Origin of the sequence: Paenibacillus sp. S02, from assembly GCF_019454065.1 — a bacterium.
GTDB classification, from domain to species: Bacteria; Bacillota; Bacilli; order Paenibacillales; family Paenibacillaceae; genus Paenibacillus; species Paenibacillus polymyxa_B.
In genome coordinates this window covers 4,103,675-4,122,383 of record NZ_CP073682.1, presented here as the reverse complement: position 1 = coordinate 4,122,383, position 18,709 = coordinate 4,103,675, and the positions used below count along the sequence as shown (strand labels likewise).

The window sequence follows — 18,709 nt, the reverse complement described above, 5'->3', positions numbered from 1 at the left end:
CCAAGCAAAGAAGGGAGATGCGGACGATGGCACGAAAATTGTTGATTACAGGTGCGGCAGGTACAATTGGGAAAGTATTGTATGAAGGGCTACAAGCGGAAAATAAATATGAAATAACCGCCGCTGATGTGAAGAGGGATGAAGAGGCAGGGATTGTGGAAATGGATATACATGATGCTGCACGACTGGATGAGCTGACGCGCGGAGTGGATACGGTACTGCATTTTGCATGGATCAAGGATGAAGGGGATTTCCTCGGCAAAGTGCTGTCTGGCAATGTTAGTGGAGCCTACAAGCTGTATGAAGCTGCGGTGAAAAATGGGGTAAAACGTATTGTTTTTGCCAGTTCCAATCATGCCACAGGGTTTTATAAAGTAGGCGAAAGCATAGATGTAGAAGATCCCTACCGACCAGACAGTTTTTATGGATTGAGTAAGTGCTACATTGAACTGTTGGGACGACTGTATGCCGATCAGGGCAAAATATCTTCAATTAATATCCGTATCGGAAATTTTCCTGGGGATGATCGGCCCCATTCGGAGCGCGCAGCTCATATTTGGATCTCCGAGCGCGATATGATCCGTCTGACCGTCTGCTGTATCGAAGCTCGTCCGGAGATGAGTTATCTTAATTTATACGGTACGTCAGCCAATACGGATAATTATTATGACATTGGCTACTTGGAAGAACAAATCGGATATAAGCCGCAGGATAACGCCGCCGAGCTGCTGGAACAGGCAAAGAAAATCGGATTTCGGGTAAAACAGGATGAAACCACATTCCAGGGTGGGCAAAAGGAGTAGAGTAGATCGTTCAAATATGCTTTGTGAATGGGCTTAAGGCGTCGATTAGACGCCTCATATTACACAAAACTTCACAAATATCCGAATTGTTCACTCCTCAGGACACTCCTTTGTTCATGAAGCATGAGAGGCTTCACTTTTCATTTTGAATGCGCTTACATAAAATATAGTTATACGGCGGCGGTGCTACAAACCTTGCTGTCGGTAACGTATACAGAGGGGGAGTGACTCACATTGAATCAGCCTATGCCCAAAAATTCTGCAATGCTTACAACGGATTCCCGCCTGAACGGTAAGAGGCTGGGAACGGGTAGGAAACACGGTTTTTTCTATGAACTGTTCCGCAATCGGGTATTATTTCTGATGTTGTTGCCCACTTTAATTTTTTTCTTCATTAATTCCTACATTCCTATGGTGGGTATTTATTATGCATTTACCCAGTTCGACTTTAATACCAGTCTGTTTGATGCCAAGTTCGTCGGACTCCAAAATTTTCGCTTTCTATGGCAATCCGGCACGCTGACAAAACTGACATTGAATACGGTCGGATACAACGCAGCGTTTATTTTACTGGGTAACGTGCTAGCGATTGTTCTCGCTATTTTGCTGAATGAGCTGCGAGGCCGCTACTTTAAAAAGATCGCTCAATCCGTGATGTTCCTGCCTTATTTTGTTTCTTTCGTTATTCTAAGTGTCATTGTGTATAACATATTTAACTATGATAATGGTTTCCTGAATACGCTGCTGCTGCAATTTGGTGGTGAACGCGTGGATGTATACAACAAACCATGGGTATGGATTTTCCTGATTATCCTGTTCTATTTATGGAAAAATCTCGGCTACAGCATGGTGATCTATCTAGCAGCGATTACTGGTATCAGTGACGAATATTATGAGGCAGCTAAAATGGATGGGGCCAACATTTTTCAACGAATCTGGTACATTACCGTTCCGATGCTTAAATCGACATTCGTTGTGCTGCTGTTGTTTGCGCTTGGTAGTATTATGAAAGGACAATTTGATCTTTTCTATCAGTTAATCGGCAACAATGGGGTGCTGTACAATACGACGGATATTTTGGACACTTATGTGTACCGTTCGCTGAAAGTGACTTTTGATGTGGGTATGGCTTCGGCGGCAGGCGTATACCAATCATTGTTCGGCTTTGTACTGATCATGACCGTGAACTATATCATCCGCAAGTTGAACGACGAGTATGCCTTATTCTAGAAAGGAGGACCCAAACGGATGGCGATCAAAGAGGATGTATACACTCGAATTTTTAAAATTATCTCTTATGTGATTATCATTATTGCTTCCATTGCTTGTTTACTTCCGTTCCTACTTATTATTTCGGCTTCACTGACCAGTAATGAATCGATTATCAGGGATGGATATCACTTTATACCACAGCAATTCTCACTGGAAGGTTACCGGACGGTGTTCACCTTTCCTGAAGAAGTGTTAAGGGCATACGGGGTGACGATTTTCACCACGGTTGTAGGTACGACGTTGGGCCTGTTCCTAATGACGATGGCAGGATATGTGCTGGCACGCAAAGATTTTAAATACCGTAATGCGTTTTCATTCTATATTTACTTTACGACGCTGTTCGGAGGCGGTTTGGTACCTTGGTACATTATGCTGACGAAGTATTTAGGATTGCTTGATACGTATACAGTGCTTATTTTCCCGGGATTGATGACTCCGTTTCTGATCATTTTAATGAAAAACTTCATTCGTTCCTCCATGCCGGAAGAGCTGTTCGAGTCCGCTAAAATTGACGGTGCGGGTGATTTTAAAATTTACTATCGAATTGTGTTGCCTTTATCTACACCGGGTATTGCCACTGTGGGGCTGTTTCTGGCCTTGGCTTACTGGAATGACTGGTTCTCATCCTCACTCTTTATTAACGATCCGCATAAATACCAGTTGCAATATTATCTGTATAATGTAATTAACTCCATGCAATTTATCGCTCAAATGGGTGCAGGTACTGGCGTAACCCTTTCCAACGATATGCCGACAGAATCGACGAAAATGGCAATGGCAATCGTGGTTACCGGACCTATTTTGCTGCTGTACCCGTTCGTACAGCGCTATTTTGTTAAGGGATTGACCATTGGTGCGGTAAAAGGCTAAAGTGGCACTCAAGGACTGTGATGGCATGACGTGCTGACGTTGTGCCATCTAAATAGCACTCTTTGTAAGCGTTTTATTTAATCAGACTACCATTTCAAAGGGAGGATTCACATGACATTCACAAAGAAAAGAAAACAACGCATGTCCATCCTGATTGCAGTAATGGTCATCACGGCGCTATTAGCCGGATGTGGAGGAGGTAGTGGAAACAGCGCTCAAAAAGCAAATGGAGAGGATGATAAATCCCAGAAAGTGCAGCTACAATTTTATATGCTGGGTGATGCTCCTAAGGATCTGTCTACCATTGAGACAGAGATCAATAAGTTGGCGGAAAAAGATCTGAATGCCACCGTCAAATTTAACTATACGACGTGGACAGACTGGGATCAAAAATATAAGCTGTTATTGTCTTCGGGTCAGCCTATCGACCTGATCTTCACTGCAGATTGGACGCAGTATCAGGCCTATGCCAAGAAGGGCGCATTCCTGCCGCTAGACGATCTGCTGCCTAAGGCTGCACCTGCCTTGCAAAAATTTGTGCCTCAGGACATGTGGGACGGGGTTAAAATCGGAGGCAAAATTTATACCGTGCCTGGCACATATAAAGAATATGTCACAAACGGTTTTGTATGGCGTGAGGATTTACGTGAGAAGTACAATTTGCCTAAACCGACAGATATGAAAAGTTATGAGGCTTATATGGATGGGATACGTCAGCATGAGCCAAATATGAAAACCGTATCTCTGAACAGCGATATCAAGGGAAATCTGCATGATCGATATACCGAATTAGTAACGAAGAGCGTGGGCACACTGCCTTACGGTATCGGTATTAAATACGAAAAACCAACAGAGGTATATAAATTTTGGGGCTCGGATGAACAAAAGGAAGAGCTGAACACTTACAAACGCTGGGCCGATAAAGGATTCATTCCCAAAAACGTATTAAACGTAAAAGATACGCTTCAGGATCAAGTGACTTCTGGTAAAGCAGCGAGTATTTTCGGTGACAATCCAACCCGGTTTAATGATATGGTCATTAAGCTCAAAGCGTCTCACCCGGACTGGAAGCTCGAGTACTACCCATTCCCTTTGACAACAGGTTATGCAACTCCAGTGCATCCGATTCATAATGGCTTTGCGATTCCAAAAAGCAGCCCAAATCCGGCGCGCGCATTAGCTTTTTATGAAAAGCTTGTGACGGACAAACGCTATAACTTGCTCACGCAATATGGTATTGAAGGCAAAAACTACGAAGTCAAAGATGGTTACTATCATATGATAGGTAGCGGCAGTTCTAATGGATTTTCACGCGAAGGTATGAACAGTTGGGCTTGGCGTAATCCGGAATACATGCTGTTTGATTCTGGCTTTGACCGTGTGAAGAAAATTTTTGCCGAGCTGGATAAAATCCAGAAGCCTGACCTGTTTACCGGCTTTGCAGAGGACTACACAACCTACCAAGCAGAAAAAGCAGCTCTAGAACAGGTTGAGAAGCAATATCTGTATCCGCTCCAAGCTGGACTGATCGACAATGTAGATCAAGGCTTGCAGACCTTCTTGCAAAAGGCAAACCAAGCTGGTTTGGAGAAAATTCAAACCGAATATACAAAACAATGGGAAGCCTATGTAAAGGAGAAGGGGATTAAATAAAACATAAAGAATTGTGATAAAGAAAAAAGCAAGTCTCCAGAAAGTTGGAGGCTTGCTTTTTTAATGTCAGTCTATTTTTTTGAGAGCAATGTTCCGTTCTCGGAGCAGGCGTGTAGAGCAGTTTACTTATTGCGCATTTGCTTTAGAACGGCGAAAATCTGTCGGTGTTACGCCCAAGCTACGTTTGAACATACGATGGAAATAAGAGCTACTCGCAAATCCGGTTTGTTCTGCTACGTCAGCTACGGACCAGTCGGTCTGTTCCAGCAGCTCACAGGCCTTGCGAATACGAAGTTGTTGGATGACGTCCACGATAGTTGACATGGTCTGTTGCTTATATAGCCTGCTGACATAGATCGGCGACATATCCAGCTCTTCCGCAATCTGATTGAGACAAAAATTGGGATCCGTATAGGCTTGCTCCATTCGTTCATTAATTTGCCGTACCAGTCGTTCCTGCTTCGTGTTTCGTTTTTCCGATAGACTGGAGCGAACATGATCAAAGACCAATTGATAATGATCAATAAGATTCTCAGCGGTCTCTAACCGATCTGCGGATGGTAATTCAGGTTTAGATTCTATAGCAAATCCATTGAGCTCACTGATATGCCGAACAGCATTATTTACACTCATGATGAGCCGGGATATCGCCACTTGAACAGAGGAAAAAGGATATTTTTCCATATGCATCAATAATTCTTTGAACATACTGTGTGCATCCTCCGTATGACCAGACAGTAGCATATCTAGCATTTTTTTCTCTTTATCGGCTGGATATACGTAAGTATTTTGGATATCCTCCTCTGTAGTGTTTTGCGCATTAATAATGCATCTGTGCCCCTGAAAAAATCGGTGCATAGATGCGTCTTGTACTTGGCGATACAGTAGATGCAGCCGTTCTGGTTGACTTGTGATGGCACTGTAAGTCAGTGAAACGCTCAGCTTCAAATATTCAAAGCAAGCTTCACGTATTTGGCGTAATAAGGTTTCTAGCAGTACAGTGTCTGTATGTTCTGCGGGATCGAGAATGTTAAGCATCAGCAGCACACTGTCCTCATCCATATCAACGGTCTCCACCTGGTACGTCTGTCCGCATATTTCAGAAGCAATGTTCATGATTGCAAACTTATAAGGTAGCAGATCAGGTCCACGTTCGCTTTGCCATCGGGTATATTCATCTATGCGCAGCAGCACAAGGCGGTAGTCTTTGTCAAACTGGAACGTAATCCCAAGCTCGCGCAATCGTTCCGGTTCTTCACCGGCAGGAAGATTTCGGATTCCCCGGATCACATTTCTTAAAATGTTTTGCCGGATCGTGTACATACTGTTTCGTTTCTCCGATTCCAGTGAATTCATATGCACAACAATTTGGCCAATAGGCGTATACAGCATTTTGGACAGCAGCCACGAAGCCACGAATCCTGCCAATGCAATGATGGCGGCTATCAGTAACATCGCATTACGAATAACACTCGCCATTTTGATAACGCTTTCATATGGTGTGACACTAATATACTGCCAACCTAGTCCATCCGGAGAGGTGTAGGAAATGAGTGATCTTTTACCATGAAAGTCTTCTACAAAATAGCCTGTTTCTTGTTTTTTGACTCTCGTGTGCAGCCATAGCTGTTCTTTTTCGTTCAAAGTTTCGTCTGTCAGTGTTGTACCAGACAACAGTCTACCTTGATCGTCTAAAATATAAGCGGTCCCGCCTGAGATTGGATTCGCCGCCATTTCCTTGTTCATCCATGCCGCCGACACATTCACAATCACAGCCGAATTTATTGCTTCGTTCGAGTTAATTGCGTCATAACATAAATACGTATAGGCTGCGATATCTGGGCTTGCTTGCTCTACTTCAGCTCTGGAGTCTGAGGCAGACAGCAGCGGATACGTGCGTGGAATAGGCGTAAAGGGTTTATAGTCCTGATAATGATCCAGCACGCGAATGATATCTGTATCAGCCAGTTCATGTTTGCTGAATAACCCGTTTTGACCTTGTGAGGATGCAATGTAGAAGGTGCCGCTTTTAGGGTTAAACACGTAGATGGATTCGATATACGGCATGGAGTTAAGATAATTGTTCAATTCGGTCATGGCAGCGGTTACATCATATACATTAGGTTTTGGATAATACAACAACTTGGACAGGGTACTGCTGCGATACATTTGGAATGCCAACGATTGAGCAATAGATGTCATGTTAATAACCTCTCTGCTTCTCAACGTCAAGCTGTTGTGATTGGCCTCGAATGCCTGCTCCTTTTCCACGCGAATATAGTAAAAATAATACACGGTGGTGGATACCAGCAACGTTAGCGTAATACATAACGTAATGCTGACCAGCAATTTGCTGTGAAGCTTGTGATGCTTTTTGAAATTGCTCATATGAACAGGCCTCCTGTCTGTGTGCACGTAGCTGTAAAGTACACCCTATTTATGTATTCATTATACGTGTGATCTTGTGAACAGGACAGTGAATAAACCGATTCTTTGTGAAAAATAATGATTTTTTCGTAAAAAGGCCAGGAACACTTATACGCATTGGATTGCGTCGGTTCCCGGCCGGGTTTGTCTATTCAAATAAAAGAAGAAAGATGACGGTACTGCAATTAGTCAGGAAATTGAACGTTACCTTTAACGATATAGGCTCCACCTGTACCATTTTCCGCTAGAGCTGGGATTGTATCGTTCAGCACGACACCACGAATGTCCGTAATCCGTATTTTCAGAGGTTGTTTTCCTAGGTTAGTACCTAGAAAGTGGTTGTAATCCTGTTTTTCGAGATTGAGCCATTGTCCGTTTTGTTGGACTTCCATCTTCAAGACCGGATATTTATGATTGCGTACTTGAATGGCTGCCCACCATTGGCTGCTGCCTTCTTTAATGCGGTAGGAGACATTGCCGTTAACCGGAGCTTTGACAACTTTCCATGAAATATTGATTTTTCCGTCTATTTGATTTCCAATCAGGTTGAACGCGTTTGGGGACAGATCGAGCGCGCCACTTGGACCTTCGGGGTAAAGATCAGTTACATATACGGTTGTTTTCCCTTTGGGACCTTGAACTTCCAAATAGGCTCCAGCTAATGCAGCTTTGATTCCGTTATAATTCAGTTGTGTGCGGTTAAGTGCTGTAATTTTGGCATCCGAAGGGATGGGATCAAGCAGTAATGCCCCTCCAGAGTAACCTGATCCCGTATATGTGGCGTACCCCGTGTATGTATCATTCCAAGCAGCTGAAGCGGGAAGGGCGAATAATACAAGACTTAGCAACGATGTCAGACCGATGGTTTTGAACTTTCGAAACGTCGATTTTTTTTGCATAATCATTTCCTCCTTATTCATTTAATAGATTCATATAGTAAATATAAACACTATATTACCTAATATTTCAAATTGTACAATAGGACTTTGAGGCAAAAAGAAAATATTGAAGATGTTTGTCAAGATACTCATAGGCCATATGGCGTGTTTTTTAAGAAATGGTTGTACAGATAAAGAATAAGGGAGGATTAAGTAATGGGGACGAAACTAGGACTTTTGAATGAAGTCTTTTAAATAGAATAAGCGAACTATTGTTCTCCTTTTGTTTGTCGTATACAATCGAATCATGCTGATTCAAATGGAGTGATGTTGAACTCTGTTGTATGCTGCAATGAAAGGATGTTTTGCACCATGATGGGAAGAGCCCATTTGATTATTGGAACCGGGGTCTCCCTGTCGGTATTAGCTCTAAGTGGATACGAAGTGACCCCGGCTGCCGTGGCAGCTGCTGTGGTCGGTTCACTGTTGCCGGATATTGACGAGCCTAACTCCATGCTCGTGAGCCGAGCGCTACCAACCAAAATGCTTAGGCTCGTACAGCTTTTAATGATTGGGGCTGCTGGTTGGGTATTTTTTACCCGTTTGGCTCCACCTCCATGGAATCTTGTGTTGGCTTTGCTGATGATCAGTGCTTCTTTTATGCCTTCACGATCCATGCGGAAGGTTATTATCTTTTTAATTGGTATCGGCCTAGCCTGGTATGGAGAATCATATGCACCTTGGAATTATATCGCCGGGTGTCTGCTGATCATTTGTACGCTAGTCCCACATCGGGGGTTGACACATACGGTATACGGAACCGTCGCATGGACTGCGCTGCTTTATGGTACGACACGTTTGCACGGTGACAGCATATGGCTGGCTGGAGGTATGGCGTACTTGCTGCATTTACTGGCAGATTCCTTGACGAATAATGGAATTAAACCTTTGCCGCCGTTTAAATGGAAGCTGCGATTTAAATTGATGAGTACTGGAACCCGGAAGGGAGCTAAGGTAGAAAACGTCTGCATTGCTTTAACTACTGTACTTGTAGTGATTGCTTTGCTTCGTTATAAGCATTTGATTTGATATGTTCTATCTTTTGTTTCTATTAAATTAAAAAAACAGTCAATGCACGTTGTACGTGTCTTGACTGTTTTTTTATAGATTGCGATTCTCTGTTACGCCTTAAGCTCGTTCAATAATGGTATTCAGCGTTGTACGATCCAGATTTTGAACCAGCTTGATGATCAGCTCTTTGGCTGCATCATAATCATCAGTGTGAATAATGGACGAGGAAGTATGGATGTATCGTCCACAGATGCCTATGACGGTGGATGGCACGCCAATTCCGCTCAAGTGCACTTGACCTGCATCGGTTCCCCCTGTGGAGATGAAATATTGATACTTGATTTTGTGAGTTTCCGCCATGTCTTGCACGTATTCCACAATCCCGCGATGTGTAATCATACCCGGATCAAATACCCGCAGCAGTGCGCCTTTACCGAGGTGCCCGTAAGCATTCGGGTCGCCGCCCATATCGTTGGCCGCACTGCAATCCAGTGCAAAGAATATATCCGGCTGAATCAGATTGGCCGCTGTGCGTGCACCACGCAGTCCCACTTCCTCTTGAACAGTGGCCCCCGCATACAATGTATTGGGAAGCTTGTCTTTTTCTTTATGTAACGCTTCAAGCAGTTCAATAGCCAAGCCTACACCGTAGCGGTTATCCCACGCTTTAGCCATGATTTTTTTAGGATTTGCAAGTGGAGTGAAATCACAGATCGGCGCAATGGCTGTTCCTGGTACGATCCCCAGATCTTGCGCTTCTTGTCTGCTGTCTACGCCGATATCCAAATACATATGCTTGATGTCCATAGGTTTGCTGCGTTGCGATTCATCCAGCAAATGAGGCGAGACAGAGCCAACTACACCGATAACTGGGCCTTTTGGAGTTAATACTTGAAGACGTTGTGACATAATGGCTTGGCTCCACCAGCCTCCAACCGGCTGAAAACGAATCATTCCATTTTCCGTAATACCATTCACGATAAAACCGACTTCATCCAGATGGCCTGCCACCATTACTCGTGGTCCACTCTCTTGACCGCGTAGCACCCCAAAAAGACTCCCCAATCGATCTTGCACGATTTCATCGGTATAACCGGATATCCGTTCCTTAACCCATGCCCGCAACTCACGTTCATGTCCAGGAATGGAAGGAAACTCCGTTAAGGTTTTAAACAATTCCAATGTTTTTGATTCCATGATGCATACCTCACTCCTTATTAATTAACCAGTGGTCGTCATGTATTCAGTATGAATGGATTTGTATCGAATGTCCACGATATCATTTTCCTGACATAACATTTCTCCAAAAAGCTCATAATGAAAAAGACCCAAGCAATTCGAACCGCCAAGCGCGAAAACTTACAGACAAGGGGTGGTGAATGATGCCAGCTAAATCAGGGCAGCGCGGTTTTCGTACCAATACGTCGCCGCTGTCCATAAATGAGAAGGACTATCAGAATATTTCACAAAAGCATGAGCCCTCGAGAAAAGTATTTGCCAATTGTGTGCGCGCTTTTCTGGTTGGAGGCGGGATCTGTGTGATTGGACAGGCGATTCAAGAGGCTTTTATGGCAGGAATGCACATATCAGCCAAGGAGGCCGCCCCGCCAACCTCATCCATGATGATCTTGCTGGCGGTCATATTAACCTGTATCGGGGTTTACGATAAGGTTGCCCAATGGGCGGGCGCGGGAACCGCTGTGCCGATTACAGGCTTTGCTAACTCCATGTGTTCGGCTGCATTGGAATATCGTTCTGAGGGACTGGTGCTCGGAGTGGGCGCGAATATGTTCAAGCTGGCAGGCTCAGTTATCGTATTCGGGGTGGTGGCCGCGTTTATCGTAGGCGTTATATATGCCATCCTTGGTGTGGGAGGCAATCACTTATGAGAAGACAGGGAGGACAAACCTGGAAGTTTGAATCAAGACCGCGCATCATTGGAAGTGCCACTGTTGTGGGCCCGGATGAAGGAGAGGGACCGTTATCCACAGATTTTGATTATATTTATGACAATATAGAAATCAACGAGAAAACGTGGGAAAAAGCGGAACGTAGATTGATTGAGCATTCTACAGAGCTGGCGCTAATTAATGCCAATTTGAACAAAGAAGAAGTGCAGTTTTTTATTAGTGGTGATCTGATGAATCAGATTATCAGTAGCTCCTTCTCGGCTAGCAAGCTGGCCATTCCCTATTTGGGTGTTTTTGGAGCCTGCTCAACATCAATGGAAAGCTTAGCCTTAGCCGCACTTATTGTGGACTCAGAGGCCGGTGACTACGTTATGGCGGGTACGACCAGCCATAACTGTACTGTAGAAAAACAATTCCGCTATCCTAATGAATACGGATCACAGAAGCCCCCTACGGCTCAGTATACTGTTACCGGTTCCGGCGCCGCAATTGTAGGACATGCCAAGTCAGGGACGGTGGTGGATTGTGCTACCATTGGACGTGTAATGGACATGGGCATTAAAGACCCCTTTAATATGGGGGGAGCCATGGCTCCCGCGGCTGCGGATACGCTGTTGTCTCATTTTCGAGATACTGGCCGTGACCCTGGTTACTATGATCTCATTGTAACGGGCGATTTAGCCTCAGTGGGGCTACCGATTGCCAAGGAACTGCTCAAAAAAGATGGGTTCGATATGAATCAGACGGAATTTAATGATTGCGGTTTACTGATTTACGATATCAATAAGCAAAAGAAAGTCATTGCTGGAGGCAGTGGTTGTGGCTGCTCGGCTGTTGTAACCTACGGGCATTTGTTGAAGCGGATCGAAAAAGGAGAGCTGCAAAAGGTACTGGTCGTGGCGACCGGAGCGTTATTATCTCCTTTGACTACACAGCAGGGTGAAAGCATTCCTTGTGTTGCACATGCTGTAGCTTTTGAAGCGGGAGGAACGGTATGATATTTCTATGGGCTTTTTTAGTGGGTGGTGCCATTTGTGTCGTGGGCCAGTTGATGATGGATGTGTTCAAAATGACGCCGGCACATACGATGAGTACGTTGGTAGTTGCAGGTGCCATTGCTGATGCTGTTGGGATATACGATCCGCTTATTAAATTTGCAGGAGCGGGTGCGACCATTCCAATTACCAGTTTTGGTAACTCACTTGTACACGGCGCATTAACGGAATTGGAGAAGGACGGGTGGTTGGGTGTCATTACAGGGATCTTTAGTCTGACAAGTGCAGGAATTTCCTCTGCGATTATTTTCTCTTTTCTGGCATGCTTGTTTGTTCGTCCAAAAGGAAGCATATAAAAGCAGCGTACTTTAGATTTGACATAGTAAAATAAATAACTGTATACATGTGCCCTTCGGATTAATGACCGAAGGGTTTTTAATTGTTCTGCACATGAAAGATCGAAAGAAGGATGCAGTTTGAATAATACGGGCAAGGGGTTAAGTGTACTCTGTGCCCACCTTCATGTACAATAATAGGAAACATGTTGCTATCTAGGAGGTTTACAGAGCTATGCCCGTACGTCAAGAATCTGTGCAGATTGTATCTGCAATCCGTTCTAATCTGGAATCATGTATATTAGGTAAATCCTTTGAAATAAAATTACTGCTTACGGCTATGCTGGCGGGTGGACACATTCTGATCGAGGACGTTCCGGGTACGGGGAAAACGCAAATGATCAAGGCTCTTGCCAAATCCATGCGCGGTGATTACCGCCGTGTTCAATGTAATCCTGATATTCTCCCGAGTGATATTACAGGGGTATCCATATTTCATCCACGGGACGAGCGTTTTTATTTCCGTCCGGGTCCTGTGATGACTAATATTTTGCTGGCGGACGAAATTAACCGAGCGACGACGAAAACCCAGTCGGCTCTGCTGGAGGTTATGGAGGAACGCAGTGTGACGGTGGATGGGGACACGCATATGTTGCCTCATCCTTTTATGCTGTGTGCGACACAAAATCCGATTGATTTTGAAGGCACTTATATGCTGCCGGAAGCACAGTTAGATCGTTTTATGCTCAAAATTAGCTTGGGTTATCCTGACATGGAGACGGAGCGAAACATGCTGCTTCATCATCAGGCAGGCCAGCCAGCAGACCGTCTGGAGGCTGTAGCTCATATGGAGCAGGTTGCTGACATCCAGCAGGAAATTAGAGGAATTTATATGGACGAAGCAGTGACGTCCTATTTACTTGATATCGTGCGTGCGACAAGAGAACATCCATCCGTGCTGCTGGGAGCTAGCCCCCGGGCGGCGCTTGCTTTTGTAATGGCTGCGAAGGCATACGCTTTTCTGGACAACCGTGACTATGTGCTGCCTGATGATGTGAAGGCGCTGGCACCTTATGTGCTAACGCATCGTTTGTTGCTGCGTCCCGAGGCGCGTCTGGACAGTTCCAATGCTCAGTCCGTGCTCCAAGCTGTCCTTCGGCAGGTTCATGTACCCGTACGAATGGAGCGTCCTTAGGGAATGAATATGGTCAAAAGGAAGCGCAGGCTTCCCCGGCTGTCAGGCCGCATCTGGCTTCTGGTGGTCATATGGGTGGTGTGCCTGCTATATTTGTTGTTTCAGGGCGGCAAGACGTCGGTCATGCTGTTGTCTATGGTTACGCTGTTAATCGTTTATTTAGGGATCGTTGGTCTGAGCGGAGTTCGCCGTGTGCAAGGCTCCCGGCAGCTTTCTCAAGGCTCGGAGTTTGGAGAACTGCTGCATGCGGGAGATCAGGTGCATGTAAAGCTGAGCCTCAGTATTCCTGGTTTTCTTCCGTTACCCTATGTCATTGTCCGTGAGGTCCTCAAGCGGCATACAGGTGAATCCTGGTCGTTTGAGGACAGTGTCATTCCCAGTCTAAAAGGGGGCGGTCAGCTTACATTTCAGACTCCCGCTTTAGAGCGAGGAAGCTACCACTTTGAGGAAACTGAATGTGTGAGTGAGGACATCTTCGGTCTGTTGGAGCACAAAGGCAGCTTGAACGCACGCGGTGAATTTCGGGTGCTACCCCGAACGGTATTCATTCCGTATTGGCAGATGAATGACCGTCGCTCAAGGATGTCTGGACCGCAGACCGTTCAAACTCGAACGCGGCGTGAAACGACACAAATTAACGGTGTACGGGACTATGTATATGGAGATCGGTTTTCGCGCATCCATTGGAATGCGACGGCTCGTACAGGTAGCTGGAAATCCAAGGAATTTGAGCATGAGACCGTTCCAAAAACGATGCTTGTGCTGGACGTACACATGAAGCATTATGTAAACGCCGAACAGTTTGAGCTAGCTGTATCCTCTACCGCTTCATTGCTGGAATATGGTGGAAGGGAGCGAATAGGGGTTGGATTGTGCACAGCTGGAGAAAAAGGCACTGTCTTTCAGCCAAGTGAGCAGACAATGGAACGACAACGAATGATGCATCACTTGGTAGACATACACACAACTTCACAAGGTAGCTTGAAATCCGCTGTAGAAAGCAGTGTGCGTCAGTTTCCACAAGGCTGTTATTTTATACTGATTAGTCCGCTGAATGATTATCAGGCGATGGAGCTTCTTCGCTGGGCCGATACTCGGGGGATGACTCCGTGCCATGTCTATATCGGAGAAGGTTCTGCTGAGGGAGAAGCTGAAGAATGGATGCGCATGCTTCGTGCAAGGGGAATCAAGGGCTACGATGTTGAGAGCCTTGAAGAGCTCCCGGCTGTAATGGGGGGAGGGTCACTATGAAGAGCTGGTTACAATCGTTAAAGGGTTCCTGGGCCCCCGCTTTTACATTTTTATGGATTATTATTATTGCCATGCAATGGGTTTCTTTTGCTTCCGAATTATGGCTGGAAGAGACAAGAGCACTTGTACTGATGACCATTACAATGCTGGCTCTGGTGAAGATTGTACTACCATTTCGTCCTTGGATTGAATTTATTGTAAAGGCGGCGGCGCTGTTTTTTATTTTGTATCGGACATTGGTGTCTTACTCCATCATTATCCCCTTCGGAGGGGTAGCCAATCGCCTGGACCAATTTATATCCAATATGTCTCCTTATATTTGGTTTTCCCTCATCGCTTGGCTAGTTATTGAAATGGTGCCGCTCATCGTTACAACGAAACAGCGGATTCTTGTTTTTGTAGGTATTAATATCGCCGCGCTGGCAGTGCTTGATTCCTTTACGCCAACTGTGCTGTGGGAGGAGGTTGCCTGGATCGTCTTTGCTGGTATGGGTTGGCTAGTGACACAGCATCTGCAGTATTTTCGGCAGCATTATCCTCAAGGGTGGAAGCATATTCGACGCTATCCATATAAAATAGCAGCCAATATTGCGGTCATTTTTGCGCTCATTATTATGGCTGGTGTCAATATGCCCGAGGTACAGCCAGCTTTGACGGATCCCTATACAGCGTGGACCCAGAGAAATAGCTCAACCACCGCCGGGATCAGCAATGGGTCTGGGGCAATGAATCAGCGGATGAACACCGCATCGGGTTATAGTCGCCAGGATAATCGGTTAGGTGGAGGTTTTAATTTTGATTATTCTCCTGTCATGACCATCACGACCACTCAACGAAGCTATTGGCGAGGGGAAACGAAACGTACCTATTCCGGTACAGGCTGGAGTGACGGGGGAAACGATGATCAAACGCTAAATGATGTTCCAATGACCGCAGAGCTTGAAAACACACAAGAAACGCGGCATTCGACTGAGCAGGTCGTTCAGACCATTACGATGCAAAATGACCAGAGCTATCCTGTTCTGTTTGGCGCCTATTCGGTGCAGCGTGTTCAATCGGTGGACAGAGATTCACGGGCAGATGGGTTACGTTGGAACCCGGAACAGGCGGAACTGCTTTGGAATCCATCCTCCCGAAGAACTGCTTATCCTAAAACGTATACTCTGGTATCACATGTCCCTGTGATCCCTGAGAAAGAGCTACGCACAAAAACTTTTAATGAGTTGTACGGAAAAAACAAACAGGATGCCTATCTACAAATTCCAGATGAGTTGCCACAGCGGGTTCGTGATTTGGCTCAGAACGTAACGTCAACGGCGAAAACGCCGTATGAAAAAGTCGGATTACTACAGCAGTATTTGCAGCAAAATTATGCATATACGAACAACCCGGACCTCTCACGGAAAAGAAGCAGAGATTTTGTGGATGCCTTTCTGTTTGAGATTCGGGAGGGCTATTGCGATTATTATTCCACCTCATTAGTCATGATGGCTCGCTCTGTTGGGGTTCCAGCCCGTTGGGTTAAAGGGTATGCACCTGGTCAGCAGACGTTTTCAGATGATGCAACAACGGGCGAAGGTGACGAAAATATGTCCTCTTACTCCGTGACAAATGCGGATGCTCATTCCTGGGCGGAAGTATATTTAGGTGAATACGGTTGGGTTCCTGTAGAAGCTACGCCTGGCTTTGATATGCCGCTGCTTACGGAACAGGAGGATTCAAAGACTCCAGAAGCCCCAGAGGTTAAAGATCAGCCTGAACCAGAACAGCCTGAGCAGAACCCGCAGACTGATCCGGAGGAAGGTTCAAAGATTCATCCTGTAATTATAGGTTCTGCTGCTGCAATTCTGCTGCTGTGGGCTGCTTATATCGTCTGGCGTAATCGGGCAGACATTCACTTTTATCTGCTGCGTTTACGCAGAGGTAAGCCGCTGACCCCGGATGAAAAGGTGGTCGTCGAAACTGAGCACTGGTTAAGGTACATGCGAAGAAAGGGATTTGTCCGCGCCAGTCACGAAACGCTGAGGGAATCTGTTGATAGATGGTCGCTAGTAGTACCAGAACACGCTTCAATTTTACATCAGCTGCTTGGACGATTTGAACAAGCGCGTTATAGTCCCTCATCCGTAACCGCAGAAGATTGGCATATGGTTCGCCAGCAGGCCTCTCTGTTACACAAAGAAGGATGGATAAAACGATGGGTTGGACGAAAAGCTGCGACGGATCAGAAGGATCAAGACTAGTCTATATTTGATTTGGTTCAATTTGCCGTCTATTTTAATCTTTAGCTATATATTTAGTGAAAAAGCTGTCCGTTTGTTGCGGATAGCTTTTTACTAAGCCATAGTAATATGGTATAGTTTGTCGTATGAAACTGAGGTGACCGACGTTGTTTGAAATGCTGATGCCCAAATTACGGGTGAATACCGTCTTTGATATTGATCTCGAAGGCTTGTATGCTCAAGGATATCGCGGCATTATTACGGATCTGGATAACACGCTGGTCGGCGCAAAAGCGCCGAATGCGACTCCCGAGCTGGTGGCCTGGTTTGAGAAGGTCAAACAGGCGGGTTTTAAGCTTGTCATCGTGTCTAACAACAATATGGACCGTGTATCCGTGTTTGCTACGCCTTTGGACATTGAATTTATACATGCCGCACGGAAGCCTTCCAACACGTCTTTTCGTAGAGCCATCCGTATGATGGGGCTGACTCCGGAAGAGACTATTATGGTCGGAGACCAAATGTTGACGGACGTATTGGGGGGTAACCGACTGGGATTGCATACGGTGTTGGTGCTACCGATATCCATTCATGATGAAGGAGTCATGACCCGATTTAATCGGCGGTTGGAGCGAATCGCGCTCACAAGGTTACGTAAGAAAGGCTTATGGCTTGAGGAGGAAAAGAAGAATGACTGAAAGACCTGACGGCGGCACTGCCGTCAAATGTAGTGGTTGCGGTATCACCGTGCAGACCACTAGCCCGGAGCTTCCGGGATATATTCCTGAAAAATTGCTTACTCGCGAACCTGTCATCTGTCAGCGTTGCTTCCGGATCAAAAACTATAATGAGACGTCTTCAGTGACGGTGGATCAAGATGAGTTCTTGAAGCTGCTCAGCCAGATTGGGGACAAGGATGCGCTCGTCATCCACATTGTAGATATTTTTGATTTTGAAGGTAGCTTGATTTCCGGCCTGCAACGCTTTGTAGGCTCCAATCCGGTTATACTGGCTGTGAACAAGACCGATTTGCTGCCTAAGGTAACGAATTGGAACAAGGTACGTAACTGGGTACAAAAGCAAGCGAAGGAGCAAGGCCTTCGCACGGAAGAAATTGTTCTGTGCTCAGCTAAAAAAAATCAGGGCTTTGACCGTCTGTTGGATGTGGTATCTGAGCTCCGTGGTAACCGCGATGTATATGTGGTCGGAGCGACAAATGTGGGTAAATCCACGCTCATTAACCGCTTGATTCGTGATTACAGCGATATGGAGCAGGAACTTACAACGTCCCGTTACCCGGGGACTACACTCGATATGGTGAATATTCCGCTCGACGACGGCAAGCACATTATTGATACTCCGGGTATTGTATACCCTTGGCGATTCAGTGAGATCGTCTCCCGTCAGGACTTGAGTGCTATTATGCCAGACAAGCCGCTGAAGCCTGCTGCGTATCAGCTTGATGCCGGACAAACATTGTTTTTCGGCGGTATGGCCCGATTTGATTTTGTGGAGGGTCAGCACCAATCATTTACCTGCTACATTAACGGTGGTCTTAAAATACATCGCACGAAGCTGGAGCGGGCTGATCAGTTGTTCGCTGATCATGCCGGGGAATTGTTATCTCCGCCAACACGCGATCAATTGGCAGAAATGCCGGAATGGACAAGACATGAGTTCCGCGTTCCACGCAAATCTCCATCGGACATCTACATTTCCGGTTTGGGATGGATCAGAGTGAATAGCGAGAACGGAGCTCTGGTTGCGGTTCATGCTCCTCGGGGAGTCCGTGTGCTTTTGCGGCCTGCGTTGATATAACGTTGCTGT

General features: G+C 45.7%; 16 protein-coding genes. 13 read left to right on the top strand and 3 right to left on the bottom strand.

Annotated elements, in window-relative coordinates; translation table 11 throughout:
• The first annotated feature begins 26 nt into the window (after positions 1-26).
• The 4 genes from KAI36_RS18275 (at position 27) to KAI36_RS18260 (ending at position 4,598) form a co-directional block, all read left to right on the top strand.
• Positions 27-803 (top strand): NAD-dependent epimerase/dehydratase family protein, encoded by a 777-nt coding sequence (locus KAI36_RS18275; protein ID WP_220025641.1) that lies wholly within the window; start codon positions 27-29, stop codon positions 801-803.
• Between the two features lie 234 nt (positions 804-1,037).
• The gene (locus KAI36_RS18270; RefSeq protein WP_023989544.1) at positions 1,038-2,033 is read left to right on the top strand and encodes an ABC transporter permease; all 996 of its coding nucleotides are present in this window, start codon (positions 1,038-1,040) and stop codon (positions 2,031-2,033) included.
• A gap of 18 nt (positions 2,034-2,051) precedes the next feature.
• Entirely contained in the window at positions 2,052-2,945 is an 894-nt protein-coding gene (locus tag KAI36_RS18265) for a carbohydrate ABC transporter permease (protein ID WP_013311212.1), read from the top strand.
• A 111-nt stretch (positions 2,946-3,056) separates the two neighbouring features.
• Positions 3,057-4,598, top strand: coding sequence for an extracellular solute-binding protein (locus KAI36_RS18260; protein WP_220025640.1), 1,542 nt, complete (start codon positions 3,057-3,059; stop codon positions 4,596-4,598).
• A gap of 126 nt (positions 4,599-4,724) precedes the next feature.
• Here KAI36_RS18260 and KAI36_RS18255 read toward each other — a convergent pair whose 3' ends face one another.
• Positions 4,725-6,986 (bottom strand): helix-turn-helix domain-containing protein, encoded by a 2,262-nt coding sequence (locus KAI36_RS18255; RefSeq protein WP_220025639.1) that lies wholly within the window; start codon positions 6,984-6,986, stop codon positions 4,725-4,727.
• Between the two features lie 224 nt (positions 6,987-7,210).
• Positions 7,211-7,924 carry an expansin ExlX gene (gene exlX / locus KAI36_RS18250; protein WP_023989541.1) on the bottom strand — a complete coding sequence of 238 codons (714 nt, stop codon included), beginning with the start codon at positions 7,922-7,924 and terminating at the stop codon, positions 7,211-7,213.
• Between the two features lie 351 nt (positions 7,925-8,275).
• On the opposite strand from exlX, the gene KAI36_RS18245 reads away from it, so the two are divergent.
• Positions 8,276-8,992, top strand: coding sequence for a metal-dependent hydrolase (locus KAI36_RS18245; RefSeq protein ID WP_013311208.1), 717 nt, complete (start codon positions 8,276-8,278; stop codon positions 8,990-8,992).
• A 99-nt stretch (positions 8,993-9,091) separates the two neighbouring features.
• On the opposite strand, the gene KAI36_RS18240 is transcribed toward KAI36_RS18245, so the two are convergent.
• Positions 9,092-10,171 carry a M42 family metallopeptidase gene (locus tag KAI36_RS18240; RefSeq protein ID WP_029515385.1) on the bottom strand — a complete coding sequence of 360 codons (1,080 nt, stop codon included), beginning with the start codon at positions 10,169-10,171 and terminating at the stop codon, positions 9,092-9,094.
• 185 nt (positions 10,172-10,356) lie between these two features.
• Here KAI36_RS18240 and spoVAC point away from each other — a divergent pair, with 185 nt between their 5' ends.
• The 8 genes from spoVAC to yqeH all read left to right on the top strand — a co-directional run bounded on the left by spoVAC (position 10,357) and on the right by yqeH (position 18,700).
• Positions 10,357-10,863: a stage V sporulation protein AC gene (gene spoVAC / locus KAI36_RS18235; RefSeq protein ID WP_023989538.1), complete on the top strand. Its 507-nt coding sequence runs from the start codon at positions 10,357-10,359 to the stop codon at positions 10,861-10,863.
• Positions 10,860-11,882: a stage V sporulation protein AD gene (gene spoVAD, locus KAI36_RS18230; protein WP_023989537.1), complete on the top strand. Its 1,023-nt coding sequence runs from the start codon at positions 10,860-10,862 to the stop codon at positions 11,880-11,882. Before spoVAC ends, spoVAD begins: the two co-directional genes overlap by 4 nt.
• Positions 11,879-12,235: a stage V sporulation protein AE gene (gene spoVAE, locus KAI36_RS18225; protein WP_013311204.1), complete on the top strand. Its 357-nt coding sequence runs from the start codon at positions 11,879-11,881 to the stop codon at positions 12,233-12,235. The genes spoVAD and spoVAE overlap by 4 nt, the downstream gene beginning before the upstream one ends.
• A 214-nt stretch (positions 12,236-12,449) precedes the next feature.
• Positions 12,450-13,409: an AAA family ATPase gene (locus KAI36_RS18220; RefSeq protein WP_028540432.1), complete on the top strand. Its 960-nt coding sequence runs from the start codon at positions 12,450-12,452 to the stop codon at positions 13,407-13,409.
• 3 nt (positions 13,410-13,412) lie between these two features.
• Positions 13,413-14,660 carry a DUF58 domain-containing protein gene (locus KAI36_RS18215; protein WP_220025638.1) on the top strand — a complete coding sequence of 416 codons (1,248 nt, stop codon included), beginning with the start codon at positions 13,413-13,415 and terminating at the stop codon, positions 14,658-14,660.
• Positions 14,657-16,903 carry a transglutaminase TgpA family protein gene (locus KAI36_RS18210; RefSeq protein WP_220025637.1) on the top strand — a complete coding sequence of 749 codons (2,247 nt, stop codon included), beginning with the start codon at positions 14,657-14,659 and terminating at the stop codon, positions 16,901-16,903. The genes KAI36_RS18215 and KAI36_RS18210 overlap by 4 nt, the downstream gene beginning before the upstream one ends.
• 146 nt (positions 16,904-17,049) lie before the next feature.
• Complete coding sequence (locus KAI36_RS18205; protein ID WP_220025636.1) at positions 17,050-17,580, top strand: YqeG family HAD IIIA-type phosphatase; 531 nt, start codon at positions 17,050-17,052, stop codon at positions 17,578-17,580.
• The gene (gene yqeH, locus KAI36_RS18200) at positions 17,573-18,700 is read left to right on the top strand and encodes a ribosome biogenesis GTPase YqeH (protein ID WP_025723401.1); all 1,128 of its coding nucleotides are present in this window, start codon (positions 17,573-17,575) and stop codon (positions 18,698-18,700) included. The genes KAI36_RS18205 and yqeH overlap by 8 nt, the downstream gene beginning before the upstream one ends.
• Positions 18,701-18,709 lie beyond the last annotated feature (9 nt).